This is a genomic window from Brevundimonas sp., assembly GCF_027487935.1.
Lineage (GTDB): Bacteria > Pseudomonadota > Alphaproteobacteria > Caulobacterales > Caulobacteraceae > Brevundimonas.
This window is the reverse complement of the sequence record NZ_JAIYCP010000003.1, coordinates 55761-81071: the sequence shown is the minus strand read 5'-3', so window position 1 is coordinate 81071 and position 25311 is coordinate 55761. Positions and strand designations below refer to the sequence as shown.

At 66.9% G+C, this 25311-nt stretch carries 31 protein-coding genes; 14 read left to right on the top strand and 17 right to left on the bottom strand.

The features are described from left to right. Positions 1–12: 12 nt before the first annotated feature. The 7 genes from Q0053_RS01130 to Q0053_RS01100 form a co-directional block, all read right to left on the bottom strand. Positions 13–1950, bottom strand: a complete 1938-nt coding sequence (locus Q0053_RS01130; protein WP_298094838.1) for a prolyl oligopeptidase family serine peptidase — start codon at positions 1948–1950, stop codon at positions 13–15. A gap of 105 nt (positions 1951–2055) precedes the next feature. Next, positions 2056–2322, bottom strand: a complete 267-nt coding sequence (locus tag Q0053_RS01125) for a hypothetical protein (protein ID WP_298094836.1) — start codon at positions 2320–2322, stop codon at positions 2056–2058. Positions 2323–2423: 101 nt separating this feature from the next. Further along, positions 2424–2636 carry a cold-shock protein gene (locus tag Q0053_RS01120; protein WP_055828885.1) on the bottom strand — a complete coding sequence of 71 codons (213 nt, stop codon included), beginning with the start codon at positions 2634–2636 and terminating at the stop codon, positions 2424–2426. Between the two features lie 250 nt (positions 2637–2886). Further along, on the bottom strand, positions 2887–3099 hold the full coding sequence (locus Q0053_RS01115; RefSeq protein ID WP_055828888.1) for a cold-shock protein: 213 nt from the start codon (positions 3097–3099) through the stop codon (positions 2887–2889). A 150-nt stretch (positions 3100–3249) separates the two neighbouring features. Further along, the gene (locus tag Q0053_RS01110; RefSeq protein WP_298094834.1) at positions 3250–3483 is read right to left on the bottom strand and encodes a hypothetical protein; all 234 of its coding nucleotides are present in this window, start codon (positions 3481–3483) and stop codon (positions 3250–3252) included. A 97-nt stretch (positions 3484–3580) separates the two neighbouring features. Further along, positions 3581–4291 (bottom strand): TorF family putative porin, encoded by a 711-nt coding sequence (locus tag Q0053_RS01105; RefSeq protein ID WP_298094833.1) that lies wholly within the window; start codon positions 4289–4291, stop codon positions 3581–3583. A gap of 11 nt (positions 4292–4302) precedes the next feature. Further along, positions 4303–5235 carry a nitronate monooxygenase family protein gene (locus tag Q0053_RS01100; protein WP_298094831.1) on the bottom strand — a complete coding sequence of 311 codons (933 nt, stop codon included), beginning with the start codon at positions 5233–5235 and terminating at the stop codon, positions 4303–4305. Positions 5236–5478: 243 nt separating this feature from the next. Here Q0053_RS01100 and queF point away from each other — a divergent pair, with 243 nt between their 5' ends. From queF to Q0053_RS01070, 6 genes are all read left to right on the top strand, one after another. Further along, the gene (queF, locus tag Q0053_RS01095) at positions 5479–5940 is read left to right on the top strand and encodes a preQ(1) synthase (protein ID WP_298094829.1); all 462 of its coding nucleotides are present in this window, start codon (positions 5479–5481) and stop codon (positions 5938–5940) included. A gap of 84 nt (positions 5941–6024) precedes the next feature. Further along, a complete protein-coding gene (locus Q0053_RS01090; RefSeq protein WP_298094828.1) occupies positions 6025–6513 on the top strand; it encodes a DUF3429 domain-containing protein in 489 nt (162 codons plus the stop codon). A gap of 124 nt (positions 6514–6637) precedes the next feature. Then, positions 6638–7453, top strand: a complete 816-nt coding sequence (locus Q0053_RS01085) for a DUF817 domain-containing protein (protein ID WP_298095076.1) — start codon at positions 6638–6640, stop codon at positions 7451–7453. Between the two features lie 132 nt (positions 7454–7585). Further along, positions 7586–9169, top strand: a complete 1584-nt coding sequence (locus Q0053_RS01080; RefSeq protein ID WP_298094826.1) for an NAD(P)/FAD-dependent oxidoreductase — start codon at positions 7586–7588, stop codon at positions 9167–9169. A 73-nt stretch (positions 9170–9242) separates the two neighbouring features. Next, positions 9243–10088 (top strand): GDSL-type esterase/lipase family protein, encoded by an 846-nt coding sequence (locus tag Q0053_RS01075; RefSeq protein ID WP_298094824.1) that lies wholly within the window; start codon positions 9243–9245, stop codon positions 10086–10088. Positions 10089–10189: 101 nt separating this feature from the next. Beyond that, the gene (locus tag Q0053_RS01070) at positions 10190–11737 is read left to right on the top strand and encodes a carboxylesterase family protein (RefSeq protein ID WP_298094821.1); all 1548 of its coding nucleotides are present in this window, start codon (positions 10190–10192) and stop codon (positions 11735–11737) included. 10 nt (positions 11738–11747) lie between these two features. Here Q0053_RS01070 and Q0053_RS01065 read toward each other — a convergent pair whose 3' ends face one another. From Q0053_RS01065 to Q0053_RS01040, 6 genes are all read right to left on the bottom strand, one after another. Continuing rightward, complete coding sequence (locus Q0053_RS01065; protein ID WP_298095073.1) at positions 11748–13238, bottom strand: replicative DNA helicase; 1491 nt, start codon at positions 13236–13238, stop codon at positions 11748–11750. A 118-nt stretch (positions 13239–13356) separates the two neighbouring features. Then, the gene (locus Q0053_RS01060; protein WP_298094819.1) at positions 13357–13725 is read right to left on the bottom strand and encodes a hypothetical protein; all 369 of its coding nucleotides are present in this window, start codon (positions 13723–13725) and stop codon (positions 13357–13359) included. A 119-nt stretch (positions 13726–13844) separates the two neighbouring features. Beyond that, positions 13845–14429 (bottom strand): 50S ribosomal protein L9, encoded by a 585-nt coding sequence (gene rplI, locus Q0053_RS01055; protein ID WP_298094817.1) that lies wholly within the window; start codon positions 14427–14429, stop codon positions 13845–13847. 1 nt (position 14430) lies between these two features. Then, positions 14431–14709: a 30S ribosomal protein S18 gene (rpsR, locus tag Q0053_RS01050; protein ID WP_284221729.1), complete on the bottom strand. Its 279-nt coding sequence runs from the start codon at positions 14707–14709 to the stop codon at positions 14431–14433. A 12-nt stretch (positions 14710–14721) separates the two neighbouring features. Then, the gene (rpsF, locus tag Q0053_RS01045) at positions 14722–15108 is read right to left on the bottom strand and encodes a 30S ribosomal protein S6 (protein ID WP_298094815.1); all 387 of its coding nucleotides are present in this window, start codon (positions 15106–15108) and stop codon (positions 14722–14724) included. Positions 15109–15317: 209 nt separating this feature from the next. After that, positions 15318–16733 (bottom strand): D-alanyl-D-alanine carboxypeptidase, encoded by a 1416-nt coding sequence (locus Q0053_RS01040; protein ID WP_298094813.1) that lies wholly within the window; start codon positions 16731–16733, stop codon positions 15318–15320. Positions 16734–16988: 255 nt separating this feature from the next. Here Q0053_RS01040 and Q0053_RS01035 point away from each other — a divergent pair, with 255 nt between their 5' ends. From Q0053_RS01035 to clpA, 3 genes are all read left to right on the top strand, one after another. Continuing rightward, complete coding sequence (locus Q0053_RS01035; protein ID WP_298094811.1) at positions 16989–17528, top strand: phasin family protein; 540 nt, start codon at positions 16989–16991, stop codon at positions 17526–17528. A 198-nt stretch (positions 17529–17726) separates the two neighbouring features. Continuing rightward, a complete protein-coding gene (clpS, locus tag Q0053_RS01030; protein ID WP_298094808.1) occupies positions 17727–18062 on the top strand; it encodes an ATP-dependent Clp protease adapter ClpS in 336 nt (111 codons plus the stop codon). Positions 18063–18075: 13 nt separating this feature from the next. After that, positions 18076–20388 carry an ATP-dependent Clp protease ATP-binding subunit ClpA gene (gene clpA, locus Q0053_RS01025; protein WP_298094805.1) on the top strand — a complete coding sequence of 771 codons (2313 nt, stop codon included), beginning with the start codon at positions 18076–18078 and terminating at the stop codon, positions 20386–20388. Between the two features lie 129 nt (positions 20389–20517). Here the strand turns inward: clpA and Q0053_RS01020 are convergent, their stop codons facing one another. Beyond that, positions 20518–20823, bottom strand: coding sequence for a CsbD family protein (locus tag Q0053_RS01020; RefSeq protein WP_298094802.1), 306 nt, complete (start codon positions 20821–20823; stop codon positions 20518–20520). 185 nt (positions 20824–21008) lie between these two features. On the opposite strand from Q0053_RS01020, the gene Q0053_RS01015 reads away from it, so the two are divergent. Next, positions 21009–21623, top strand: a complete 615-nt coding sequence (locus Q0053_RS01015; RefSeq protein ID WP_298094799.1) for a DUF2239 family protein — start codon at positions 21009–21011, stop codon at positions 21621–21623. Here the strand turns inward: Q0053_RS01015 and Q0053_RS01010 are convergent. Continuing rightward, positions 21613–21990: a hypothetical protein gene (locus tag Q0053_RS01010; RefSeq protein ID WP_298094796.1), complete on the bottom strand. Its 378-nt coding sequence runs from the start codon at positions 21988–21990 to the stop codon at positions 21613–21615. The genes Q0053_RS01015 and Q0053_RS01010 overlap by 11 nt on opposite strands. 306 nt (positions 21991–22296) lie before the next feature. Here Q0053_RS01010 and Q0053_RS01005 point away from each other — a divergent pair, with 306 nt between their 5' ends. From Q0053_RS01005 to Q0053_RS00995, 3 genes are read left to right on the top strand one after another with little or no spacing between them, the layout of a single operon-like run. Further along, the gene (locus tag Q0053_RS01005; RefSeq protein WP_298095070.1) at positions 22297–22578 is read left to right on the top strand and encodes a type II toxin-antitoxin system RelE/ParE family toxin; all 282 of its coding nucleotides are present in this window, start codon (positions 22297–22299) and stop codon (positions 22576–22578) included. Then, on the top strand, positions 22553–22894 hold the full coding sequence (locus tag Q0053_RS01000; protein ID WP_298094792.1) for a HigA family addiction module antitoxin: 342 nt from the start codon (positions 22553–22555) through the stop codon (positions 22892–22894). The genes Q0053_RS01005 and Q0053_RS01000 overlap by 26 nt, the downstream gene beginning before the upstream one ends. Continuing rightward, positions 22894–23124 (top strand): hypothetical protein, encoded by a 231-nt coding sequence (locus Q0053_RS00995; RefSeq protein ID WP_298094790.1) that lies wholly within the window; start codon positions 22894–22896, stop codon positions 23122–23124. Before Q0053_RS01000 ends, Q0053_RS00995 begins: the two co-directional genes overlap by 1 nt. On the opposite strand, the gene cobS is transcribed toward Q0053_RS00995, so the two are convergent. Further along, positions 23121–24125, bottom strand: a complete 1005-nt coding sequence (gene cobS / locus Q0053_RS00990) for a cobaltochelatase subunit CobS (RefSeq protein WP_298094787.1) — start codon at positions 24123–24125, stop codon at positions 23121–23123. The genes Q0053_RS00995 and cobS overlap by 4 nt on opposite strands. A gap of 74 nt (positions 24126–24199) precedes the next feature. Further along, on the bottom strand, positions 24200–24871 hold the full coding sequence (locus Q0053_RS00985; RefSeq protein WP_298094784.1) for a J domain-containing protein: 672 nt from the start codon (positions 24869–24871) through the stop codon (positions 24200–24202). A gap of 45 nt (positions 24872–24916) precedes the next feature. Here Q0053_RS00985 and Q0053_RS00980 point away from each other — a divergent pair, with 45 nt between their 5' ends. Continuing rightward, positions 24917–25225 carry a BolA family transcriptional regulator gene (locus Q0053_RS00980; RefSeq protein WP_298094781.1) on the top strand — a complete coding sequence of 103 codons (309 nt, stop codon included), beginning with the start codon at positions 24917–24919 and terminating at the stop codon, positions 25223–25225. Positions 25226–25311 lie beyond the last annotated feature (86 nt).

The following is a 25311-nucleotide window of genomic DNA, read 5'->3' as shown; positions in this document are numbered from 1 at the left end:
ACGGGTCGGCGTTCAGTCCGCGCTCAGCAGGGTCTCGCGCCAGAACAGCAGACTGGCCCAGAACTGGTAGTCCTGGTTCACTTTTTTCGCAAAGCCGTGGCCCTCGTCCTGGCCGAGCAGGTGCCAGGCGGAACCGCCGTTGGCCCGGACAGCCGCGATCATCTGGTCGGCCTCTGACGCCGGGACGCGGGGGTCATTGCAGCCGGTGACCACCATCAAGGGGATGTTGATCTCGTTGACCCGGGTCATGGGGGAGATCTCGATCAGGCGCGCGCGCTGGGACGGGTCGCGCTCGTCACCGTATTCCACGCGGCGCAGGTCGCGGCGGTAGGCCTCGGTGTTCTCCAGGAAGGTCACGAAATTGGAGATGGCGACCACGCAGTTGGCCCCGCGAAGGCGGTCGCCGTAGTGGATCGCCCCGGCGTAGCACATGTACCCGCCATAGGAGCCGCCGGTCACGGCGATACGCGCCGCATCGATGGCCGGATCGGCACCCAGACGGTCGAGGTAGGCTCCGATATCGCGCACGGAATTCTCGCGCAGCCCGGGCCCGTTATCCAGGCTGACGAACCGCTTTCCGTAGCCGGTGGAGCCGCGGACATTGGGGAAGAAGATGGCCACCCCCAGTTCGTTGATCAGATAGTTATTGCGCCCCAGGAACCCCGGACGGCTCTGGCCCTCGGGTCCGCCGTGGATGTTGACGATCAGCGGACGGGGCCCCGGGAAGCGGGCAGGGTCGGGGCGGTAGAGGAAGCCGGACACCGGCTCTCCGTCGAAGCTGGCGACCTCGATCAGCTCCGGCTCGACGTTGCGCGTGACATCCAGGCCGCCGGTCTCGCTGCGGGTCCAGCGGGTGACCGCCAGGGTCCGGGGGTCGATGGAAAAGGCGTCGGAGGCGCTGCGGGCCGAGGAGAAGGTCAGTCCGATCTCGCCCCAGGGCGCGATGTCGAGGCCGCCGGCGATGCCCGCGGGCAGGCTGTCGACCGCGCGAACACGGCCCGACGCCGGGTCGAGCAGGCGCAGGCGGGTGCTGCCGGCCTCGTTGATCGAATAGGCGATAAAGGAGCCGTCCTCGGCGATGTCGAAATCCTCGACGTCCCAGCGGGGCTCTGTCGAGACGGCAGTGAAGACACCGGTGGCCATATCGATACGACCCAGCCGCTGGAAGTCGCTGTCCTGATCCGAGGTGACCCACAAGGTCCCGTCGGGTGCGAACGCGGCACCGCCAAAGGCGATCGGCAGGCTGTGATCCCCGATGGGGGTCATGCGTCCGCTCGCGAGATCGAGGGCATGGAGGTTCGACTTGGTGACCTGGATCCCCTGGACCACCAGGGCGGTGCGGCCGTCGGGCGAGAAGTCGGCGATGCTCCAGCCGCCGCCGCTGACCTCGGCCACCATGCGGGCGGTCGATGGGTCACGCGGATCCATGACGTAGAGATCGCTGTCCCGGCCGTTGCGTCGGGTGGAGGAATAGCCGATCAGGCGCCCGTCCTGGCTCCAGGCCCCGAAGCTGTTGCGGCTGCGTCCTCCGTCCGTCAGCAGGGTCAGGCGGCCGTTGGCCAGGGTATAGAGCTGGAAGAACTCATCGCCTCCCCTGTCCTTGCTGACGACCAGCACGTCGCCGGCGGGGGACCAGCGCCCGCCGACCGGTTCCACCTCGAAGCTGAGTTGCTCGCGTGCGCCCATCGGCATGGCGACCCGATGGATCTGCGCCGTATTGCCGAAGCGGGTCGAAATCAGCATCGACCGGTCGGCCGCATTCCAGCCCGCGAAGCCGGCGGTACGGAACTCCATATACGGTCGGGTCTCGGCCGCCAGCGTCGCCGGAATGGCGGGGACACCATCGGCAACCAGGGCTGCCGGCTTTTCGACGACGCCGGCGGCCTGGGCCAGAACAGGCATTGGCGCCAGGGTGCAGGCGAGAATGACGGCGAGCGAACGGATGCGCATGAAAGCCCCTGTTGAGGCGGACGCGATCCGCCGATGCGGGACGTTGTCAGCGAAACGGGCTCAAGGTCAATCGAGCAGGCCGGAGCCGCCGCTCGCAGGGCAGACCTAGGCGGCCTTGCTGTCCGGCAGGGCGGTCTGGTGACCGGTCGCGGGGACGACCTTCTTCTTGGCGGGGGCGCGGGGCTTTTTGACGGTGATGGTCGTCTTGTCGGCGGTGCGGCGGGCCACTTCGGCGTCAATCAGGGGCACCAGCTCCGCGGCGGTCGCCATCTTGGTGGGGGAGCCGCTCTCGGACAGACGGACCGCATTGAGGCGCAGGGCCTTCAGGTCGGGGTCGGTCATGGTGGGGAGCTTGTCTGCCAGCGGGGTCATCGGCTTCTCCGGAAGTTGAAAAACAGTCGGGCCGGCGCCTGTTCGGCGACCGGCCCTTCCGTCAGCCAGGCATCAAGCCCGGCAGGGTCGTTGGTCGGAAACTATTCGGCGGCCTTGAGGCGACCGGCCGATTCCTTGCCCGAACGCGAGTCGCGCTCGACTTCGTAGGAAATCTTCTGGTTTTCGTTCAGCGTGCCCAGATCGGACGTTTCAACGGCCGAGGCGTGGACGAACACGTCCTTGCCGCCGTCATCGGGGGCGATGAAGCCGTAACCCTTGGTGGAGTTGTACCATTTCACAGTGCCGGTAGCCATTTTGAGACCTCCGTTAGGCGTTGACCGCCGGAAGAGGTTCCGGGTCGGCCTGTCGGGTCTGAATGGGATCGGCTTTGGACCTCGGTGCGCGATGCAAAGGGGCAGCAGCGTTTCGCAGAGAGATCGACGAAGCCTCAGGTGGGCGCTTTTCGGGTCAATAGCAAGCGGCGTGGCGCAGATAGCAAAACGGCGGCGAAGGCCTGGGCCCTCGCCGCCGTCGAAATCATGCACCCGGGAAGGGTGCGTGAACTCAGCCTTCGGTCTTCAGCTGACCAGCCGATTCCTTGCCCGAACGCTTGTCGCGCTCGATTTCGTAGGAAACCTTCTGGTTTTCATCCAGGCCGCGCAGGCCCGCTTGTTCGACGGCCGAGATGTGGACGAACACGTCCTTGCCGCCGTCGTCAGGCTGGATGAAGCCGTAGCCCTTGGTGGAGTTGAACCATTTCACAGTGCCGGTAGCCATTTTCAGGACCTCCGCTAGCAGTTGACCACAGGGAAAAGCCCCTGCGGTCTGTCGGGTCTGAAAGGAGCGGCTAGACCTCAGTGCGAAAGCAGAGGGTGGCGTTTCGCAGAGAGCTCGACATCAGGCTTTTGGACTGGCGTGGCGTCAAAATCAAGCGGGCGGCGGGTGCGGCGATTCGACAGTCTCGTCATCCGGGGCGGCGATGTGATGTTCCTGGCAGAGCTTGCGCAGGGCCGCCGTGAGGGTCGGGCCGTACAGGGAATCCTGGATCCGCTCGAATCCTTCGGCCTGGAGCGCCTGTTTGATCTCGCTGACGGTCCGGCAACTGCCGCTGCGCGCCAGCGCATAGGCGCGTTCCAGGGTGGTGGGGCGATGGCTGCTCATGCTTCACAGATGGGGAGCCCGGCGCGAAAAGCGAGGCCGGGAGGGCGACGCTGAACGGCGCGGTCCGTATCGTCGCCCCCGGCTATGGTGCCGAGGTCTAGAAGCTGAGCAGGACAGAGGCGACCAGGGCGTCCTCGAACTGGGTGCCCCCGACTTCGGCATCGTTGCCGTGCCAGCGCAGGTCGAGCGCGGTCGTGTCATTCAGGGCATAGGCCACGCCGGCGTTCCAGCCGGAGTAGTCCGGCGCGTTCTCCTGTTCGCGCCGACCGAGGACGACGCTGGCTCGCAGCCGGTCCGTGACGGGCCAGCGAAGACGCGTCTCGACCCAGGTCGTGGCGAGGGTCGATCCCAGTCCGTCGGGCGAATGCTCGAGGCGCAGGCGGGCGTCGACGGCGCCAAAGTCCCGCATCACGTCGAACTGGAACTCCCATGCCGCGTCGTCATGGCCGGCGTCGGCACCAAGACGCCACCGACGGGAGAGCGACGTGTCGAACTCCAGCCCGGCGGCCTCAAACTGCCAGCCGGCCTCCGCTTCCGTCTCCGCCCAGGCCCCGGATGAGTCGATCGTCTCGACCTCGAGATCCGCATAGAAGCCACTGGCCGCGTTCCACTGGACGTCACCGAAAACATAGGGTGCACCGTCGCTCTTGGACGCCGCCTTTGACCGGTTGTCGGTGCCTGCGCCCAGCTCGAACGACCAGTGTGATGGCCGTTCCGGGCTATAGCGCGCCGTGTCGCGGTCCTGGGCCAGGACGGCGGTCGGCAAGACGGCTCCGAAAGCGAGGACGAGGCGGAAGAGGCGGGTCATCCGCCCATGGTCTAGGCGACGCCGACCTTGTTGGCGAATTGCTTCGTCGCCTCGGCATATTCCGACCGGAGCCGCGCCACCAGTTCGCCGGCCGGGACCACGTCATGGATCGTCCCGGCACCCTGGCCGGCGGACCAGACGGTCTTCCAGGCCTTGGCCTCGTCGCCCATGTCGAGCTTGTGTTCGGGCAGTTGTTTGGGATCGATCCCGTTCGCCTGCAGCGACTTGATCATGAAATTGGCCGGGATGCCCGATACGGCGGGGGTGTGGACGATGTCCGTCGCGCCGCTGTCGATGATCATCTCCTTGTAGGCGTCCGGGGCCATGGCCTCGGTGGTGTTGATGAAGCGGGTGCCCAGATAGGCGAAGTCGGCCCCCAGCATCAGCGCCGCTGCGACGTCCTGGCCGTTCGACAGACAGCCCGACAGGATGATGGTTCCCTTGAAGAACTCGCGGACCTCATTGACCAGGGCGAAGGGGTTGATGATCCCGGCGTGGCCGCCCGCGCCGTTGGCCACCAGGATCAGGCCGTCGACACCGGCCTCGGCCGCCTTTCTGGCATGGCGGACATTGGCGATGTCGTGGAAGACCACGCCGCCGTAGCCGTGGACCGCATCGACCACATCGCGGACGGCGCCCAGCGAGGTGATGATCAGCGGCACCTTCTCCTCGACCGACACCATCATGTCGGCCATCAGGCGCGGATTGGTCGGATGGACGATGTGGTTGACGCCAAAGGCGGCCGCGTCGGGGTTCAGGCGCGCCTTGATCTCGTGCAGCCACTCCCGATAGCCCTCGGTGGTGCGCTGGTTCAGCGACGGGAATGTGCCGATGACGCCGGCATTGCAGGTCTCGACCACCAGATCCGGCCCGGAGACCAGGAACATGGGCGCGGCGATGACCGGCAGTTTCAGACCGTGTTGCAGAGAAGTCGGAATGGCCATGGCGTGTCCCCGGGTTGTCTTTCGCTACGGATAGCGGGGTGTCGCAGGGGAAGGCAACTTGAAGAGTGGTTAGTGGTTAGTGGTTAGTGGCTGGCCGCCGCTGGCGCGACGGGGCCGTCCGCGCCACCCTTCCGCCGCCGGGGATGCGATAATCACCAATCACCAGCCACCAGCCACCAGCCACTAGCCACTCATCACTCTCCGCCAGATGACGCCGAAGGCCGAACCCGCTACATCCCCGCCATGACCACCGACACCTCAGGCCTGAGCCAGCTCGGCCAGCACACCGTCCAGCCGACCAGCCCTGAAACGGCCGAGCTGGAGCGTGTGCCCAACCCCCACCCGGGGACCCTCTACCTGGCCCGGTTCACGGTCCCGGAGTTCACCAGCCTGTGCCCGGTGACGGGTCAGCCGGACTTCGCCCACATCGTGATCGACTATGCGCCGGGCGACTGGCTGGTCGAGTCCAAGAGCCTGAAACTGTACCTGACCGCCTTTCGCAACCACGGTGCCTTCCACGAGGACTGCACTGTGGCCATCGGGCGGCGGATCGCCGACCTGTTGCAACCGAAATGGCTGCGGATCGGCGGCTACTGGTATCCGCGCGGCGGCATCCCGATCGACGTCTTCTGGCAGACGGGTGTGGCGCCCGAGGGGCTTTGGCTGCCTGACCAGGGCGTGCCGACCTATCGCGGGCGCGGGTGAGGTGAGCGGCCGTCCCGATCCGTCCCGGGATCGCGCAGACCGGCGCATTCAAGGTTCGACGGTACAGCTCAGGCCCGGCACATCATGACCCAGCCCAATGGACCGGAAGCGCCGCCGACCCTGCCGTTTGCCGCCCGGGCGCTGGGGCTGGCTGGTCTGATACCGCAGGGGCTGGTCGTGGCCGCCCTGGTGACGGGTGGGGCGGACGTGTGGTTCGCGGCCCTGGGCCTCGGCTATGCCTATGCCGCCCTGATTTTCAGCTTTCTCGGCGGGCTGTGGTGGGGGCTGGCGGCCATGGGTGGCACCCGGACCCCGACCTGGGCCTGGGTCGCGGCGGTCGTGCCGTCCCTGCTGGCGCTCGCCAGCGCATGGCCATGGGCCACCGGCGGGACCTGGCCCGGCCCCTCCCTGATCTTCCTCGGCCTCGCCATCGCAGCCAGTCTGCTGGTCGACCTGCGGCTCAGGGCGGCGGGTCTGACGCCCGGCGGCTGGCTGGCGCTGCGCGTGCCCCTGTCCCTCGGACTCGGCGGCCTTACCGTGGCTGTGGGCCTCCTGTCGCTGCTCATGCCGTGAAGGCAGTCCAGCCGGGCCCGGGCGGGACCCGGAAATCCCGGATGCCTTTGAGGACCGGGCCGGTTAGCCTTCCCCTGTGACCGAATCCCCGCGCCTTCCCCTCGAAACCCTGGGTCGTCAGTGGCTGCTGCGGCTGCAGACCGTCGCGGACCGGCGGGCATGGTCCCGGTACGGCTTCGAATTCCTGATGTTCGGGATCAAACAGGGCTGGGCCTGTCTGTTCGGAGGGGCGATGCTGGCCCTGCTGCTGGCGACGCATCTGTGGTGGCCGGAGGATGCGCCGATCGCGCGGTACGACTTCCTGGTGGTCGGGGCGCTGGCCATCCAGGCGGCGATGCTGGCGTTCAAGCTGGAGAGCTGGGAGGAGGCGAGGGTCATTCTCGTCTTCCACGTCGTCGGCACCATCATGGAGCTGTTCAAGACGCAGCACGGGTCGTGGATCTATCCGGAGGACAGCCTCCTGCGGATCGGCATGGTGCCGCTGTTCTCGGGCTTCATGTATGCGGCGGTGGGCAGCTACATCGCCCGGATCCAGCGCATCTTCGACATCAGATTCCGCCACTATCCGCCGCTTTGGACGACCTGGGTTCTGGCCGCGGCGATCTACATCAACTTCTTCGCCCATCACTGGCTTCCGGACATCCGGCTGGGCCTGTTCGCCCTGACCGCGGTACTGTTCGGGCGCGGTTGGTTCTATTTCACCCCGGACCGGCAGCGGCGGAAGATGCCGTTCCTGCTCGGCTTCTTTCTGGTCGCGACCTTCATCTGGCTGGCCGAGAACATCGCCACCTTCGCCAATGCCTGGGTCTATCCGTCCCAGAGCGACGGCTGGCATATGGTCTCGCTCGACAAGCTGGGCAGCTGGTTCCTGCTGATGATGATCAGCGTGGTGCTGGTGTCGCTGGTGCACCGGCCGGAGGAGGAAGTGGCTAGTGGCTAGTGGCTGGTGGCCAGTGGTTGGCCGCCATCAGTGCAACGGCGCAGTCAGAGCCGCCCTTCCGTTTGCAGCGAAGCCGGAGGTTTGGCCCACTAGCCACTAGCCACTCCGACCCTTGCCCCGCTAGATCAGACCATGACCACCACCACCACCGACGTCGTCATCCTGGGCGGGGGCCACAATGGCCTCGTCTGTGCCTTCTATCTCGCGCGGGCCGGGCTGAAGGTCACGGTCCTGGAGCGGCGGCACGTCGTGGGCGGGGCGGCGGTGACGGAGGAATTCCACCCCGGCTTCCGCAACTCGACCGCCAGCTACACCGTCAGCCTGCTGAACCCGAAGGTCATCGCCGACATGGACCTGGCCCGCCACGGGCTGACCGTGGTCGAGCGCAAGGTCTCCAACTTCCTGCCGCTGGACGACGGCCGCCATTTCCTCGCGGGTGAGGGGCGGACGCAAGGACAGCTGGCGAAATTCTCGACGCGCGATGCGGAACGGCTGCCCGAGTACGAGCGGCGTCTGGAGGTGGTCGCGGCGGTGCTGCGCGACTGGATTCTCAGGGCCCCGCCCAACATGGTGGAGGGCGGCTGGATGGCCATGCTGCCTGAACTGCTGAAGGGCGCGTCGCTGGGCAGACAGGCCGCCGGGCTGGATACCCAGGGACGGCGCGACCTGCTGGACCTGTTCGCCAAATCGGCGGGCGACTGGCTGGACGGCTGGTTCGAGAGCGATCCGATCAAGGCCCTGTTCGGCTTCGACAGCGTCGTCGGCAACTATGCCAGCCCCTATACGCCCGGCTCGGCCTATGTGCTGCTGCACCACGTCTTCGGCGAGGTGAACGGGCGCAAGGGCGTCTGGGGTCACGCCCTGGGCGGCATGGGGGCGATCACCCGGGCCATGGCCGCGGCCTGCGCCGAACAGGGGGTCGAGGTGCGGCTGGAGACGCCGGTCGCCGAGGTCCTGACCGAAAAGGGCCGGGCGGTCGGGGCCGTCACCGGGGCGGGCGACGTGGTCCGGGCCCGGGCGGTGGTCTCCAACCTGCATCCGCGCCTGCTGTTCGAACAGCTGGTGGATGACGCCGTGGTCCCGGCGGACTTCCGCGAGCGGATCGGCAACTACCAGTCCGGATCCGGCACCTTCCGCATGAATGTGGCCCTGTCGGAACTGCCCGATTTCACCAGCCTGCCGGGGACAGGCGACCATCTGACGGCCGGGATCATCATGGCGCCGTCGCTGGCCTATATGGACCGGGCCCATGCCGAGGCGCGCCTGAACGGCTGGTCTTCGAAGCCGATCGTCGAGATGCTGATCCCCTCGACGCTGGACGACAGTCTCGCGCCCGCCGGACAGCATGTCGCCAGCCTGTTCTGCCAGCATGTCGACCCGGCCCTGGGCGATGAACACCGGGACACCGTGGCTGATCTGATGATCGAGACGGTCGACCGCTACGCCCCGGGCTTCAAGGCCGCGGTGGTCGGGCGGCTGGCGCTGGGGCCGCGCGATCTGGAACGGAGGTTCGGCCTGATGGGCGGCGACATCTTCCATGGCCGGCTGAGCCTGGACCAGCTGTTCAGTGCCCGGCCGGTGCTGGGCCACGCCGATCACCGCATGCCGGTTCCGGGCCTCTATCTGTGCGGCTCTGGTGCCCACCCGGGCGGCGGCGTCACCGGCGCGCCGGGGCATAATGCGGCGCGGGCGGTGCTCAAGGACCTCGGTCGCTGAACCTCCTGTCAGACCGAATTGCTTGCGGCGGATCGAAGGCCTAGCGTCCAGCCTCGACGGCAGGAGAGTGGACGTGAAGCGAGATCGATCAGGCGCGGGGCCGGCATGGGCCATCGGGGTCGCAACGGCGCTCGGCCTGTTCCTGGCCGGGACCCCGGCCATGGCCCAGACCCCTGAGGGCTTCAACTCGACCCGTCCGGCCGAACGGATCGAATACTGGCAGAAACGCCTCAGCGAGATCAGCGCGCGCCTGGAACAGCCGGACAGCCTGGCAGATGTGCGGCTGCTGTTCCTCGGGGACTCCATCACCGATTTCTGGACGATGGGAAACAACCCCTGGTTCCCGGGGGCACGCGGCGGTCGGGTGATCTGGGACGAGACCTTCGGCGGCCGCGACCCGTCCAGTCTCGGTTTGAATTTCGGCATTTCCGGCGATCGGACCGAGCACGTCCTTTACCGGATCCAGCCGCGATCCGAGGGCGGCCTGGGCCAACTGGACCGGCCGGATCTCGAGCCTGATGTGATCGTGCTGATGGTCGGCATCAACAACAGCTGGGACGCCGAGACTCCGGCGGTGGACAGTGTGGTGGCGGGCATCCGGGCGGTGGTCGCGGCGGTCCATGCGCGCAAGCCGGGGGCGCAGATCGTCCTGCAGTCACTGCTGCCGACCAATGAGGCGGCGCGGAACCGGGATCTGGTCATTCCGGTCAATGCAGCCCTGGCGGGGTTTGCCATGGAGCCGGGCGCGTCTGATCATGTCCGCTATCTCGACCTCTATCCGGTCTTCCTCAGCCCTGACGGTCAGCAGAACCGGTCCTTCTTCATGGACGGTGTGCACCCGAACGAGGCCGGCTACCGGGCCTGGCGCGACCGACTGGTGCCCTTCCTCTCCGGTCTGAAGGACCGCGGGGAAGCCTGAACCGACTTCAACCCCCTCACCGCCGTCCGTTTCTGAAGGCCGCCGTCGATCCGGCATATCGGGCCATTGGGAGTCGGGCCGGAGCCGGTTAGGCTCGGGCGATGTTCCTGGCCTCCATCCTGGCAGCGGCGGTGCTGATGACGAACCCGGCTTCGCCTTCCGATCCATTCCCTCGCGCTACCGTCGAGCAGGGACGGCTGCTCGGCCGGCAGGCGGACGGCGTGGCCAGCTTCAAGGCCATCCCCTATGCCGCCCCGCCGGTCGGGGCGCGGCGCTGGCGGGCACCGCAACCCGCCGAGGCCTGGGCGGGCGAGCGCGATGCGGGACAGGTTGGTGCGATCTGCATCCAGCCGCCGTCGAACGGCGACCCCGGCGTCGGCCCCCTGCCGATGAGCGAGGACTGTCTGACGCTGAATGTCTGGACGCCGCAGGCGCGGGGCGATGAGCCCCTGCCGGTGATGGTCTGGATCCACGGCGGCGGGCTGAACAACGGCTCGGGCACGGCGGCGCTCTACGACGGTGCCAATCTGGCGAAGCGCGGGGTGGTGGTGGTGACGCTGAACTACCGGCTGGGGCGGCTGGGCTTTTTCGGACATCCGGCCCTGACGGCCGAGGCGGGCGGCGAGGAGATCGTCGGGAACTACGGGCTGGCGGACGTCATCGCCGCGCTGGAATGGGTCCGCGACAATGCCGCTGCCTTCGGGGGCGATCCGGGCAATGTCACCGTCTTCGGCGAGTCGGCCGGTGGCGTGATGGTGACGCGGCTGATGATTTCTGAGCCCGCGCGGGGGCTGTTCCACCGGGCCGTCGTCCAGTCCGGCCTAGGCCGTGACGAGGGCACGGCGACATTCCGGACGCCCGACGGGTCTCCCTCCCTCGAGGACCGGGGCCTCGCCTTCGCGATCGCGGCCGGCCTGCCTGCGGACGCCTCGGTCGAACAGCTCCGGGCGCTCCCGGCAGAACGGTTGCTGACACCCGCACCCAGCTTTTTCGGCGGCGATCTGATGGTGATTGACGGTCATGACGGCGGCGGCCTTGTCGGTGAGGATGTCGCCCCGGCCTTCGCTGCCGGACTGGAGGCACCCGTGCCCCTGATCATCGGTGCCAACAGCGCCGAACTCTGGCGGATCAAGCCCTCCGACCTGAGCCCCTACGGCGCGATTGAGGACGCCATGACACCGGAGGCGCGGTCGGCCTTCCTCGCGGCCTATGGCGGGCAGGACGGCTATGACGCCCATGTGCTGAGCGATCTGGTCTTCAACGAACCTGCGCGGCATCTCGCGCGGCTGCATGCGGCCAACGGGCATCCGACCTATCTGTACCGGTTCGATGTGGTGCCGGAGCCAGATCCCGAGCCCCGCGGTGGTGCCCCCCATGCGTCGGAGCGGCCCTATGTGTTCGACAATCTGCACACCGTCGGCCGGCCCATGGGCGAACGGGACGCACAGGCGGCGACGGCCATGGCCGACTACTGGACCACCTTCGCGGCAAGGGGCGATCCGAACGGACCAGGCCGTCCGGTCTGGCCCGAGTTCGGGGCGGAGCGCGACCAGCTGCTGGAATTCACCAATGACGGGCCGGTCGCGAAGCCGGTTCCATTCCCCGAACGGCTCGACCTGATCGCCGCCCTGCATGGCCGGCCCGACTGAGGCCGTCGGTTCAGTCCCCGTAACCCTCGTACCGCTGGCCCTGCGCCAGATTTCCGAACTTGGTCGTATTGGCGTCGAAGCTCAGCTTGATGATGCCGATCGGGCCGTGGCGCTGTTTGCCGATGACGACCTCGGCCTGGTGCTCCAGCCGGTCCATGTCCTCCTGCCATTGCAGGTGTTCGGGCGTGCCCTCGCGGGGTTCGGCGCGGCCCAGATAGTAGCTCTCGCGATAGACGAACATGACGCAGTCCGCGTCCTGTTCGATCGAGCCGGATTCGCGCAGGTCAGACAACTGGGGCCGTTTGTCCTCGCGCTGCTCGACCTGACGCGACAGCTGGGACAGGGCCAGGATGGGCACACTCAGTTCCTTGGCCAGGGCCTTGAGGGCGCCGGTGATTTCCGACACCTCCTGCACCCGGTTCTTCTGGTTGTTGCCCTCGCCGACCGTGATGAGCTGGAGGTAGTCGACGATGATCAGGTCGAGGCCGTGCTCCTGGCGTTTCAGGCGGCGGGCGCGGGCGGCGAGCTTGGAGATCGACAGGCCACCGGTGGCGTCGATGAACAGGGGGCTTTCGCCGATCTCTACGGCGGCCTCGCGGATGCGGCCGAAATCGGCGGCGTCGATCTCGCCCTTGCGCAGCTTGTCCGAGGACACGCCCGACGCGTCGGCCAGGATCCGCATGGCCAGCTGTTCGGCGCTCATTTCCAGCGAATAGAAGGCGACCACCCCGCCGCTGACCGTCTTGCGGCCCTCGGGCGTCGGCTCCCAGCGGTAGTTGCGCGCGACGTTGAAGGCGATGTTGGTCGCCAGCGCGGTCTTGCCCATCGACGGCCGGCCGGCGAGGACCAGCAGGTCAGAGGCGTGCAGGCCGCCCAGCTTGGCGTCCAGATCGTCCAGATGGGTGGCCAGACCGGCCAGTTTGCCATCGCGCTGATAGGCCTCCGCGGCCATCTGCACCGCGCCACCGAGGGCGCTGGAGAAGCTGACAAAGCCCGAGGACGGCTTGCCCGTTTCGGCCAGGGTGTACAGCTGCTGTTCGGCCTGTTCGATCTGGTCGATGGCGGCGGTTTCGGGCTGCGGCGCCTCGCGCACGATCGCGCCGCCGATGCGGATCAGGTCGCGGCGCAGGGCCAGGTCATAGACCACCCGCGCATAGTCGGGGGCATTGGCCGCCGGCGGGGCGCGGTCGACCAGATCGGCGAGATAGCGCAGGCCGCCGAACTCCTGGAAGGCCGGGTCCAGCTTGAACCGCTCCATCAGAATGGTCGGCTCGGCCAGCATGCCCTGGCGGATGTGGTCCTCGATCGCTTCGTACAGGCGCTGGTGGAAGGGCTCGTGGAAATGCGAACCGCGCAGGCGGTCGGACAGCCGTTCGAACACGGCATTGTCGAACAACAGCGAGCCGAGAAGGGCCTGTTCCGCCTCGAGATTGTGCGGCATCGACGGGATCGGGCCGGAGTCCATCGGCGACGGGAATTGGACGGGGGCGAAGGCGTTCATCGGGGTCATGTCTTAACCATGCGCAGGCCATGCGACATGCGCGGACGTAGCCGCGGCAGAGGGATAAGTCCGCGGCTCTGTGGATGCCCCGGAATTCCGTAGCCTGATCAGTTATGGTTCAGCTTGCAGGGCAGGGGTGGCGTTCGGCCATCCATTCGCGCATCGCCTGGGTGACGCTGATGTTGCGACGGTTCGCCGGGATGGAATTGAACCGTCCAAGGATGGCGTCGGGTGAAAACGACACCCGCTCCGGCATGCAGGTCGCGGGCTTGCGACCGGCCTGTCGGGCCGCGACCTGCTCGGCGCGAACCGTGCGGACCGCACCCTCGAACTCGCGGATGAGCCGGCGTGTGTCGGACCGGAGCATGGCCGTCGGATTCTGCGGAATCCGGGAGGCGGTGGTCAGGAACTCCTGGACCGTCATGGCCTGGGCGGCGGTGGCGAACAGGGTCGCGGCGAGGCCGACGACGAGCGCGAGTTTCTTCATGGTCAATCTCCCCGGACGGCCAAGCTTGGCCGAGCCTTTAAGGCGGTATCGCGGCCAAGAGAAAGGGCGCGCCCGACTGGACGCGCCCGATCACTGACTTGTTATCGGCTGACTCCGGTTCAGGCTTCCGAACCGAGGCCTTCCTGCTGGCCGGCGCCGCCGGCGACCATGTCCTTGGCCTGTTCGAGGGCCAGTTCGCGGTCCTCGTCATAGGCGGCCTTGATCACGTCCTCACCCTTCGCCTGACGCTCGGCTTCGTCGGCCGAACGGGCGATGTTGATCTTGACGGTGGCCGAGACCTCGGCGTGCAGGCGAACCAGCACTTCGTGGACGCCCAGCGTCTTGATCGGGGTGTTGAGCACGATCTGGCTGCGCTCGACCTTGCCGCCTTCGGCCGTGACGGCCTCGACGACGTCGCGGGCGGCGACCGAACCGTACAGCTGGCCCGTCTCACCGGCCTGCCGGATCATGACATAGGTCTGGCCGTCGATCTTGGAACCGATCGCACCGGCGTCAGCCTTGTTCTTCTCGTTGCGGGCCTCGATGGCGGCGCGGTCGAGTTCGAACGCCTTCAGGTTCGCCGACGTGGCCCGACGGGCCTTGTCACGCGGCAGAAGGAAGTTGCGGGCGAAGCCGTCCTTGACGGACACGACGTCGCCGATGGCGCCGAGATTATCGACGCGCTCAAGCAGAACGACCTTCATCTTATTTCACCACGTAAGGCAGGAGGGCCAGATAGCGGGCGCGCTTGATGGCCTTGGCCAGTTCGCGTTGCTTGATCTGGGAAACGGCGGTGATGCGCGAAGGAACGATCTTGCCGCGCTCGCTGATGTAGCGTTGCAGCAGTTTGACGTCCTTGTAGTCGATCTTCGGCGCGCCTTCACCCGTGAACGGGCAAACCTTGCGGCGACGATAGAAGGGACGGCGTCCGGCGGCGCCGGAGCCGGCCGGCGCGCCCGGCGACGGAGCGGTGGTGTCGGTCATGTTCCGGGTTCCTTAAAATGCGGCTTCGGCGGCGTCGTCACGCGGCGTGCGTTCACGCTCACGTTCACGCTCGCGCTCGCGGCGGGCCAGCAGGGGCGACAGTTCCAGGTCGAGTTCCTCGACGCGGACGGTCAGCCAGCGAAGGACGTCCTCGTTGATCGACAGCTGACGCTCGACCTCGGCCATGGCGGCGGGCGGGCAATCGACGGCGAGCAGCGAATAGTGCGCCTTGCGGTTCTTCTTGACCCGATAGGTCAGGTTGCGCAGACCCCAGTATTCGATCTTGGCGACGGTGCCGCCGCCGGCTTCGATCAAACCCTTGATGGTGTCGTTCAGCGCTTCGGCCTGTTGCGCGCTGATATCCTGGCGCGACATGACCGTGTGCTCGTAAAGAGCCATGCGGTATTCTCCCTTGTAGGACGTCGGCGCGAGGGGACCGGGTAAGTCCTCTCCCACGATGGATCCCGATGCGGCGGCCGGGATGACTTCCCGAACCCTTTGGAGTTCCGCGACCGGGACCGAAGTCCTGGAAAGGCGGCGCGTATAGGGGAAAAGGTCGGTCCGGTCCAGCCCCGGGTGCGCGTTCGGCGGATCGCCGAGGGTGCGGGTTACTCCGGCCGCACCACCAGACAGGTGACCCGACGTTCCTCCAGGGCCGCGCAGGCCGAGCGGGCTCCCTGCTCGGTCATGCCGGTGAAGCGCGAGCGGTACCAGCCGCTGGCATTCTGGACGGTGCGCTCTGCGGCCGTGAACTGGCTGCGGAAGCGGCGGTTGACCTCGGTCAGCCAGTTTCGGGCGACCGTCTCGTCACGGAAGGCACCGACCTGCACGGCCCAGCGGCCCGCGGGCTCGCGCGCGGGTTCCCGCGCCGGCGGCCGGGCCGGCGGGCGGGCGCGAGGTGGGGATGCGACGTTGGATCCACCGTTGAGGATGGCCGTCACATCGGCCGGCCGTTCGGCGGCGGCAGGCTCGGAGGGGGCCGGGGTCACCCGGGCGACCGGCGGCGGAGGGGCGGGCAGGGCGGCGTAGGCGACGCCGCTGCCAGGCGGAGCGCTGGACCCCGCGCTTGCGTCGTCATTCTCGCCGGTGGCGGCCGCGTATTCGATCGGACCGTTGCTGTCCGGGCCGAGGCCGAAGCCGCGCGCCTCGAAGAAGGTCTGGGCCACCTGGATCGTCTCGCCACGGGCGCGGGCGCGTTCGACCTCGAACCCGGTATCCATCAGGGCTGCCACATGGGCGTTGCGGCTGGCCGTCGAGCGGCCACCGAGGACAATGGTGATGATCCGGCGACCGTCGCGGACCGCCGAGGCGGCCAGATTGTAGCCGGAGGCGTTGGTGTAGCCGGTCTTCATGCCGTCATAGCCTTGGCCCTCACGGAGCAGGCCATTGGTGTTGCGATAGTCGCGACCGTTGTAGGCCCAGTCCTGGAGCCCGAAATAGCTGTAGTACTGCGGGTAGTCGCGCATGACCGCCCGGGCGAGGATCGCCAGGTCGCGCGCGGACGTCAGCTGGCGGGCGTCCGGCAGCCCATTGGGATTGACATAGCGGGTCTGGGTCATCCCCAGTTCACGGGCCTTCAGCGTCATCTGGGCGGCGAACCGGTCCTGGGAGCCGCTGATGTGTTCGGCCAGTGCCATGGCCATATCGTTGGAGCTGCGGACCGCCGTGGCCCGCATGGCGTCGTCCACGGTGATGGTCTGGCCGGCGGCGAGCCCCAGTTTGGACGGCGGCTGGCTGGCGGCGTGGGGTGAGACGGTGATGACGTCGTCGAGCTTGATCTTGCCTTCGGCCAGGGCCTCGAACGCCAGATAGAGGGTCATCACCTTGGTGATCGAGGCCGGATAACGACGGCTGTCGGCGTGGCGGGCGAACAGCACCTCGCCGGACTCGGCATCCACGACGATGGCGGCGTAGCGCGCATTGTCAGCCGACTGGGCGAGCGGCGGGCGCGTCGGCGTCATCGTCACCGCGACGGCCAGCAGCAGCGACAGAAGTCCGCGACGGATCAGGGCGGAAAGCGGCAAAGACAGGCCTCACAGGACGTTTGGCGCGACGGCGGCCCCACCACGCGACGCTGATAAAAAAGCTAACATGCGTCATTCCGGTTTCGTGAGGGTAAACAACCCGTCAACGATTTTGTGAACTTTTGTGCATTGCACCATTTCTGCTTGACGCGACTTCGCACCTGCACCATATGACCGCCTGTCGCGATGGACTCGTTCCTCGCGGAAGCATTTCAGGCGGTCCTCCCCGACCGCGAATACGTTCAGGAGCCCCTCATGGCTGACACCACCGCCGATACCGTCAAGAAGACCGTCGAGACCGCGACGGATACCGTGAAGAAGACCGTCGAAACCGCGACCGCCAGCGTCAAGGCGACTGCTGAAAAGGCCCAGACCACCTTCCAGGCCAATGCCGAGCAGGCCCAGGCCGCCGGTGCCAAGGCGCTCAAGGACGTCGCCGACAAGTCGGCCGCCGGCCTCACCGAGCTCAACATCCAGGGCAAGCAGAACCTGGAAGCCATCGTCGCCTCGGCCGCCGCCGCCCAGAAAGGCGTCGAGACCCTGTCGGCCCAGTCGGCTGCCTTCACGAAGAAGTCCTGGGAAGACGGCGTCGCCGCGGCCCAGTCGATGTCGCAGGCCCGTTCGATCCAGGAGCTGCTCGAGCTGCAGACGACCTGGGCCAAGTCGGCGACCGAAGCCTATCTGGCGGAAGTCACCAAGGCGACGGACGTCCTGACCGCCTCGGTCAAGAACAGCTTCAAGCCGATCAACGAGCGCGTCACCGCCTCGGTCGAAAAGTTCCAGGCCGCCCGCTAAGGCGACCCGACGCTTCAACGAGCGTCACCTGCAAGCATACGAGAGGCCCCGGCGGAAACGCCGGGGCTTTTTCGTTTGGCCGACCCCACTGCGGGCGAGGGAGAATTGACGCAGCCCACTCAAGAGTCACTGGACGCGGCTTCAATTCAGGCCATCATTCCCTATCTGAGCCATCGACTCTCCCCATACGGATTACGAATGCCGCCGTCCCGCAGGCCAGGTGAACAGAATGGTGGAGGCCTCGGGTCCGCCACGGTCACCGAAACCAGGCCGAAACTTCAGAAGCCCTCGCTTTATCGGGTGCTGATCCTGAACGACGACTACACGCCGATGGAGTTCGTCATCTATGTGCTGGAACGGTTCTTCCAGAAGGACCGCGAGGCGGCCACCCGCATCATGCTGCATGTGCACCAGCATGGCGTCGGGGTGTGCGGCGTCTTCACCTATGAGGTGGCCGAGACCAAGGTCGCCCAGGTGATCGAGACGGCGCGACGCCACCAGCACCCGCTGCAATGCACGATGGAAAAGGACTGAGAGGAACCTCCCCATGCCCTCATTTTCGCGTCCTCTCGAAGAGACCCTGCACCGTGCGGTGCATTACGCCAACGAGCGGCGGCACGAATACGCCACGCTTGAACACCTGCTGCTGGCCCTGGTCGATGACCCGGACGCCGCCAATGTGATGACGGCCTGCAATGTCGATCTGGTCGCGCTGAAGACGGCCCTGACCCTCTATGTCGACACAGACCTGGCGGCGTTGGCCACCAGCGACGGCGAGGACGCCAAGCCCACGGCCGGCTTCCAGCGCGTGATCCAGCGCGCGGTGATCCACGTCCAGAGCTCGGGCCGCGAGGAGGTCTCGGGCGCGAATGTGCTGGTCGCCATCTTCAGCGAGCGCGAGAGTCACGCCGCCTATTTCCTGCAGGAGCAGGACATGACCCGCTATGACGCGGTCAACTACATCGCCCACGGTATCGCCAAGAAGGCCGGCAGCAGCGTCGACAAGAGCCCTGCCAAGACCGGCGGAAGCCCCGAGGACGCCGAAGACGCCGCCGCCGCCAAGACCGGCGGCGAGGCCCTGGAAGCCTATTGCGTCGACCTCAATGAAAAGTCGCGGAACGGCAAGATCGATCCCCTGATCGGCCGTCACGCCGAGGTCGAGCGGGCCATCCAGATCCTGTGCCGCCGGACCAAGAACAACCCGCTGCTGGTCGGTGACCCCGGGGTCGGCAAGACCGCCATCGCCGAGGGCCTGGCCCGCAAGATCGTAAATCACGAGGTGCCGGAGGTGCTGGAAGGCGCCACCATCTACAGCCTCGACATGGGGGCGCTGCTGGCCGGCACCCGCTATCGCGGCGATTTCGAGGAGCGGCTGAAACAGGTCGTCAAGGAACTGGAGACGCACGACAACGCCATCCTGTTCATCGACGAGATCCATACCGTGATCGGCGCCGGCGCGACCTCGGGCGGGGCCATGGACGCCTCGAACCTGCTAAAGCCGGCCCTGGCGTCAGGCAGCCTGCGCTGCATGGGTTCGACCACCTACAAGGAATACCGTCAGCATTTCGAGAAGGACCGGGCCCTGGCCCGCCGCTTCCAGAAGATCGACGTCAATGAGCCGACCGTCGAGGACACGATCAAGATCCTGAAAGGGCTCAAGACCTCCTACGAAGGCCACCACAAGGTCCGCTACACCGACGGGGCCCTGCGCACGGCGGTCGAGCTGTCGGCGCGCTACATGACCGACCGCAAACTCCCGGACAAGGCGATCGACGTCATCGACGAGGCGGGTGCCAGCCAGATGCTGCTGTCCGAGGCCAAGCGGAAGAAGGTCATCGGCCAGAAGGAGATCGAGGTCGTCATCGCCCGTATGGCCCGGATCCCGGCCAAGTCGGTGTCCAAGTCCGACACCGAGGGCCTGCGCCAGCTCGAGACCGACCTGAACCGCGTCGTCTTCGGCCAGTCGGCGGCGATCGAACAGGTCTCGGCGGCCATGAAACTGGCCCGCGCGGGTCTGCGTGATCCGTCCAAGCCGATCGGGGCCTTCCTGTTCAGCGGTCCGACCGGCGTGGGCAAGACCGAGGTGGCCAAACAGCTGGCCTCGACCCTCGGCATCGAGATGCTGCGCTTCGACATGTCGGAATATATGGAGCGGCATACGGTCAGCCGCCTGATCGGCGCGCCTCCGGGCTATGTCGGCCATGACCAGGGCGGCCTGCTGACCGACGCCGTCGACCAGCACCCCCACGCCGTGGTCCTGCTGGACGAGATCGAAAAGGCCCACCCGGATGTCTACAACATCCTGCTCCAGGTGATGGACAACGGGATGCTGACCGATGCGGTCGGCAAGAAGGTCGATTTCCGGAACACCATCCTGATCATGACCACCAACGCGGGCGCCGCCGACAACGCCCGCGCCTCCATCGGCTTCGGCCGGGGCAAGGTCGAGGGCGAGGACGACAAGGCCATCCAGCGTCTGTTCGCGCCGGAGTTCCGCAACCGCCTCGACGCCATCGTCGCCTTCAAGGCGCTGGACTCCGAAACGATCAAGTCGGTGGTGACCAAATTCATCATCCAGCTGGAGGCCCAGCTGGCGGACCGGAACATCACCATCGAACTGACCGACGAGGCGGCCGACTGGCTGGCCAAGAACGGCTTCGACGAACTGTATGGCGCACGGCCTCTGGCCCGGGTCATCCAGGAGCACATCAAGAAGCCGCTGGCCGACGACATCCTGTTCGGACGCCTGACCCGCGGCGGCCATGTGAAGGTCACCCTGACCGACGGCAAGATCGCCTTCGACGTCACGGGCCCCAATGCGGCCCAGGTCAAGGCGGTCGAGGCCCAGGCCGCGGACTGACCGAATTCCTCCCCCTCCGGGGGAGGGGGACCGCCCGAAGGGTGGTGGAGGGGTCTCATCCCGAACGTCGAAACGAAAAAGGCCCGGGCAGCGATGCCCGGGCCTTTTGACGATCGGGTCCGTTGGGCTCTAGCGGCGGCGACCCATGCTGCTGAGCAGCAAGGCCAGGCCGGCGACGATGCCGGTGGTCAGCAGCGGCTTGCGGCGGGCAAAATCCAGACCCGTGCGGGCGGGTTCCCGCAGATCCGACGGAGCCTTTTCGACAAGGCCGTCCAGCCCGTCGATGACCCGGCCATAGGCGTCGCGCGCCTTGCCCTTCACTTCGTTGAGACGGCCATCCAGCTGCAGCCGGCTGTCGCCGGTCAGGCGGCCGAGGGCGGACTGGGCCTTGCCGGTCAGGGTCTCTGCGGCGGCGTCGATACGGTGGTTGGTCATGGGAGGAATCCTTGGGATCGGGGAGGGGAGGGTGCCGATGGAGCGCATCTGGGGACGCCCGGTTCCCGCGAAAAGAGCCGGCGGGCACCGTGTCGCAACCCGGTGCGCTCAGATATTACCCGGATCATATTGACCGGCTTGTTATACCCGGGTAAATCCCATCGCCTGAACCGAGGATCCACCCCATGACCGTGCCCGCCCACCAACCCCTGTTCGCCTTCGCCGGCCACCGTCTGCTGGCGCGCGGGAAAGCCGCCGAGGTCGTGGCGGCGGTCAAGGCGGCGACCGATGGGGGCGAGACCGTCCTGGCTTTCGACGCGGCGGACGGCCGGGTCGTCGACCTCGACCTGCGCGGCGATCTGGCCGCCGTCCTGGCCCGGCTGACCCCGGCGTCCGGACCGGAGAAGCGCGGCCCAGGCCGTCCGAAACTGGGCGTCACCGCGCGCGAGGTCACCCTGCTGCCGCGCCACTGGGACTGGCTGGCGGGCCAGCCGGGCGGGGCATCGGTGGCCTTGCGCAAACTGGTCGAGGGCGCACTGCGCGAGGCGGAGCGGCCGGACCGGGCGCGCCAGGCAAAGGAGGCGACCTATCGCTTCATGACCGCGATCGCGGGCGACCTGCCCGGCTATGAGGCGGCGACGCGTATGCTGTTCGCGGGTGACGGGGCGGGGTTTGCAGCGGCGGTGGAGGGGTGGCCGGAGGGGGTTCGGGAGACGGCGCGGGAGATGGCGGCGGGGGCTTGGGGGGAGGGGGAACGGGTAAGCGGGGCCTTCAGCTGCGATCAGCCTGTCACGGGATGACCTGACCCTCAGCGTCCAGCCGATCGGTGGAACGGACCACCCCGGCGCTTCGGGGAAGAGCCATTGGCCAGTCTACGCCGGCCGGCGGGGCGAGCTCAGGGCAGGCGTTGAGGACGCCGCGGCGCTCGAAATTGTTGTGAACTGTCGCTTCCGAGGAAAGTGGTGCCCGCAGTGCGGTTGACCAACGATTTCCGTCCTCGTTACCGGCCGGTCGCCAGAGCGTGTAGACGAGGAAGGGTTGGGGCTTGCCGTCGATCCGTGCGACGCCGCAAAGCCCGCGCGCGCCATCCAGTCCCGCAGGCATCATCCAGTCCTGGCTCTGAAGCACGACCGCCCCCGGAATGCGTTCTGCGATGAGGGCCAGCATCGCTTCATCAGAGGGCCGGGCCGACTGCGGGTCGGAGACCATCGCCAAAACCGAAAGTCCGACAATCAGCATCGCTCAACCTCGGGAAGAATCGTTGACCGACCTTCACCCGCGCTGTCGCCGTCGGCAAGTCCTCACTGAAAGCGCGGCCTCTCGACAGACAGCGTCAGATTGGCAAAGATACAAGCAATAAGGGCGCATAAGAGGCAACCAAGGAGGGTGTCGTCGCGTGAGCCGGACCAGGAGCTCTCTCTGGAATACAGGCACGATTGCCCCGTATAACGTTATGCGTTATAGGTGCCGGTGATGATCCGCAGCTTTCGGGATCGGGAGACGAGGAAGATCTGGAACGGCGAACGTTCGCGCCGCCTGCCCGTTGAGATTCAGGACGTGGCGTTGCGCAAGCTGCGCCAACTGAACCGGAGTTTGAGGCTCGAGGACTTGCGTATTCCGCCCGGCAACGGGCTCGAGGCCCTGACGAAGGACCGCAAGGGCCAGCACGCGATCCGGATCAATCAGCAGTGGCGGATCTGCTTCCGCTGGAGTGAAGGAGGGTGCGAGGATGTCGAAATCTGCGACTATCACTGATCGTTTCGCCGGCATCGGCCGTCCTGAAGACTGGCTGAAGAACCCGACGCCGGGCGATGTCCTGTTGGAGGATTTTCTCAAGCCCCTGGGCATGAGCCAGACGGCCCTCGCCAATGCCATCGGCGTGCCGCCGCGCCGGATCAATGAGATCGTGCTGGGCAAGCGGGCGGTGACCGCCGACACGGACCTGCGCCTCACGCGCTACTGGGGGCTCAGCGCGGGCTTTTTTCTCGGACTGCAGATCGACCACGACCTGCTGGAGCAGCGGCGGAAGATGGGTGCGGCGCTGGAGATGATCACGCCGAGGGCGGCGTGATGCTCCTGACCGTCGTGTTTGGTGAGCGTTCCGATCTGACAGACTTGGCGAACAATGGAGCGCTTTGGGCAGAAGACCTGAGCGCGAACAGAACCCAAATCGAAGCGATCTGGAAGGCTGGCGGCGTTGCGACCCTGTTCAAGACCCAGGACCTGCAGGACGTACTCGTCGACGCGGACCTTCACGAACCGGCCTGGCGGGAGTTGAGGGTGCTCCGGGCGGGAGCCTAACCCACCTTCACCCTCACCGCCGCCTCCGGCAGATCCTCCCCGAACGCCCGCTGGTAGAACTCCGCAATCGTCGGCCGCTCCAGCTCGTCGCATTTGTTCAGAAAGGTCAGGCGGAAGCTCAGCCCCACATCACCCGCAAAGATGATGGCGTTCTGGGCCCAGGTGATGACCGTGCGCGGGCTCATGACCGTGGAGATGTCGCCGTTCATGAAGGCGTTGCGGGTCATGTCGGCGACGCGGACCATGGCGGCGATGCGGCGGCGGCCGTCGGCGTCCTGCCATTCGGGCACCTTGGCGGCCACGATCCCGGCCTCGACGTCGTGGTCGAGGTAGTTGAGCGTGGTGACGATGTTCCAGCGGTCCATCTGGCCCTGATTGATCTGCTGGGTGCCGTGATACAGGCCCGAGGTGTCGCCCAGGCCGATGGTGTTGGTGGTGGCGAACAGGCGGAACCAGGGGTTCGGCCGGATGACGCGGTTCTGGTCCAGCAGGGTCAGGCGGCCTTGCGCCTCCAGCACGCGCTGGATCACGAACATCACATCGGGACGGCCGGCGTCATATTCGTCGAACACCAGGGCGATCGGGCGCTGGATGGCCCAGGGCAGCATGCCCTCGCGGAATTCGGTGATCTGTTTGCCGTCCTTGAGGACGATGGCGTCCTTGCCGACCAGATCGATGCGGCTGACGTGGCTGTCGAGGTTCACCCGCACCATCGGCCAGTTCAGCCGGGCGGCGACCTGTTCGATATGGGTCGACTTGCCGGTGCCGTGATAACCCTGGACCATGACGCGGCGGTCGAAGCTGAAGCCGGCGCAGATGGCCAGGGTCGTCTGCGGATCGAAGCGATAGGCCTCGTCGATCTCGGGCACATGGCCGTCGCGCTCGGTGAAGACCGGCACCACCATGTCGGAATCGACCCCGAATATCTCGCGCACGGTCGCCTTGCGGTGCGGTTCGAGCGTCAGCAGCGGATCGGGCGTCGAGTCGGGAGAAGAGGTCATGCTGTGCGATTAGCGCAGGCCCGCGCACACTTAAACCCCGCCGGACCGGTCCGATGCGACGAGGCCGCTGTGGTTCAGGCCAGACCGGCCTTCTTCAGGGTCTTGTAGGCCTTGATCACGCTCTGCAGCTTGGCCTCGGCACCCCGGTCGCCCTGGTTCAGGTCGGGGTGAAAGCGCTTCAGCATCTCGTGATAGCGCGCCTTGACCCCGGCCTTGTCGGTACGGGTGTCGAGGTCGAGCACCGCCAGGGCCGCGCGCTCCAGCTTGCCGAGGCGCAGGGTGTCCTCACCGGCCGGGCCGGCCTGCTCCCGGGTGCGACGGCCGAACAGGCCGAAACTGTCCTGCCAGCTGCCGGCCCCCTTGGTGTTGGCGGTGCCCATCTTGGACGCGAAGGCGGCGGCCTCGCGGCTGAACTTGCCCGCCTTCATTTCCCAGGTCGGGCGGCCACCGGTCATGGCCTCGTTCTCCTTGGCCGCGCGGACCTCGCCGTCGCTCATGCCGGCGTAGAAATTCCAGCCCTTGTTGTATTCGCCCGCATGGCCCTGACAGAAGTCGTAGAAATCGTTCAGCCGCTCACGCGACTTGGGCGCGCGGGCCGTCGCCGGCTTGCGGCAGTCGGGCCACTGGCAGCAAACCTCGCCGGGCTTCAGATGCAGGACGTCGGCCTCCGCCGCCACCTCTTCGGGGCGCGGTGGCTTGATGCGCATGTCCTTGAAGCGCGGCTTGTATTCAAATTCGGATGACATCGGACCCAGTGTAGGGTCGAATTGGTCACCAACAAGGACACACCCATGCCGGAAGGCCCGATTGCGACGATTATCCGGGAAAAGCTGACGGCGGGCCTCTCGCCCGAGCGGCTGGAGATCGAGGACGACAGCGCCCGGCACGCCGGACACCACCACGAGGGCGGCATGGATGCGCGCCCCGGCGGCGAGAGCCACTTCAACCTCACGGTCGTGGCCGCGGCCTTCGAGGGTCAGGGCCGGGTCCAGCGTCAGCGCGCGATCAACGCCCTGCTGCGCGACGAACTGGCGGGCCCGGTCCATGCCCTGTCCATCCGGGCCCTGACTCCGGCGGAGGCCGGGGCCTTGTCCGGCTGAAGCTCGCCGAACGACGATATCGACGACGTGGCCCCGTTCACCCCGCCTTAGGAGGTTGTGCTTATCGATTCGGCTTTGATTGTCGG